At 65.6% G+C, this 1675-nt stretch carries 1 protein-coding gene and 3 pseudogenes; 2 read left to right on the top strand and 2 right to left on the bottom strand.

Annotation, left to right across the window (positions count from 1 at the left end; translation table 11 throughout):
• Window positions 1–234 (top strand): annotated as a pseudogene (locus tag AC5RVV_RS17310) (IS5/IS1182 family transposase); the annotation flags it as partial.
• A 227-nt stretch (window positions 235–461) separates the two neighbouring features.
• On the opposite strand, the pseudogene AC5RVV_RS17305 reads toward AC5RVV_RS17310, so the two are convergent.
• Window positions 462–614: pseudogene (locus AC5RVV_RS17305) on the bottom strand (transposase); the annotation flags it as partial.
• Window positions 615–687: 73 nt separating this feature from the next.
• Window positions 688–789: pseudogene (locus AC5RVV_RS17300) on the bottom strand (transposase); the annotation flags it as partial.
• 715 nt (window positions 790–1504) lie between these two features.
• Here AC5RVV_RS17300 and AC5RVV_RS17295 point away from each other — a divergent pair.
• On the top strand, window positions 1505–1675 hold a 171-nt coding region (locus tag AC5RVV_RS17295), incomplete at its 3' end, for an acyl-CoA dehydrogenase family protein (RefSeq protein WP_494002597.1).

Genomic DNA, 1675 nt, shown 5'->3' with positions numbered 1-1675 from the left:
GACAAACGCGACCAGGCTGCCGCACGCAAGCGGCGCGGCAGCCGTGGCGGGCGGCTATCCGGATTCGACGAGAACGCGTACAAGGGACGCAACGTCGTCGAGCGGTACTTCGCTCTCGCCAAGCAATGGCGTGGCATCGCGACCCGCTTCGACAAACTCGCCATCACCTACCGCGCCGGCGTCACGATCTGCGCCATCCTCACCTGGCTACGCCTAATGGGAGACGCACCCTAAAGGGGTTAGGCGGCTTCGGCGGCCTGCCAAGGACGCCGGCCCGGGGCAGGACCTCGAAGGTATGCATTCCCTCGGGCTTGGCCACGATTTCGAGGGTGATCCCGAGCAGGTCCCGGGCGGTTTCCAGCAGCTTGCCGGCGTAGCCGCCATCGGCCCATGCCTGCACGAGCGAGGGCATCCTCGCCCGGGATTTTTCCAGAACCAGTCGCCCGCCGTCGCGGTCCTGCTTAGCTGGCCGCGGTCACCAGCACCACGACCAGCAGTCCGGCGGTGTCGGTGAGGATGTGCCGCTTGCGGCCGTTGACCTTCCTGCCCGCGTCGTAACCGCGGGAATCGCTCCCGACGGTGTCGGCGCCCTTGACCGACTGAGAGTCCACGACCCCGGCCGAGGCCCGCCGTGTCCCGTCCGGCTTCCTGCCGGACCGCCCCGCGCAGCGCGTCGTGGATCGCCTCGGTGGTGCCGTCCGCGTTCCAGCGCTGGAAGTACCAGTACACGGTGTCCCAGGGCGGGAAGTCGTGGGGCATCATCCGCCATGCGCACCCGCTCCGGGTCACGTACGCAGATGGCCTCCACGATCCGCCGGCGCGGATGGACCGCCGGGCGTCCGCCGGTCTTCACCGGCACCAGCGGCTCGATCAACTCCCACTGTCCGTCGGTCAGGTCCGACGGGTACGGGCGCGGGGAGGAACCGGACATATTCCTACGCTGGCCCCGCCGACCCCGGGCAGTCAACCGGCCACTTTCCCAACACGTACTTATGGGACATTCGGCGCGCCGAAGACGAAAAATGGGGCCTCATAGGCTGGTTGAGAAACGTCCCCCTGTATGTTCGGCTCATGAAAGAGGAGTACTCCAACTCCGCGGCATGCAGGATTCTCAGTATCAGCCGGAACACTGGCGTGCCCGGGAGTTCCGGCGCTTCGGCAGGCAGCGACTTGTCTACACTGGATTGAGTGGCCAAAGTTAGCTTTCGCTGGGCATTTCCAGTCGAGGCTTTGGCTGCATCGGGAACGGCGTTGGGAGCACGCGCGTCGAATCATGAGTCGGAGGGAAGTGCCGCAGCGGGGAGAAGGCCTCGGCAGCGGGGGCAGGTCCTTCCGGGGGCCGGAGGGATTCAAAGTTAGGCAGGTGAACGCCGGTTAGGCTCGTGCTTCCTGCGGGGCCTGCTGTTCTCCCTCCTCTGGTGACACTTCGGCGGCAGACACTGTTCCGGGGGAACCGGCACACTGAAGTTACCCGCAAGAGAGGGTCTCCGGGTCATCTCTAACCTTGCACACGTGCGCGATCCTGCTCGAGACGATCGACTACGCCCACGAACGGGAGGCGTTCAGAAACCCGATCGGCTCGCACCAGTACAAAAAGTTCAAAATCGCCGAGCTCGTCACCGAACTCGACGTCGCGCAAGCCTACATCGACGCGCACAGCCGCGGCAAAATCACC

This window comes from Arthrobacter sp. MDT2-34-1, from assembly GCF_059091365.1.
This window is presented reverse-complemented; position numbering and strand designations above follow the sequence as displayed.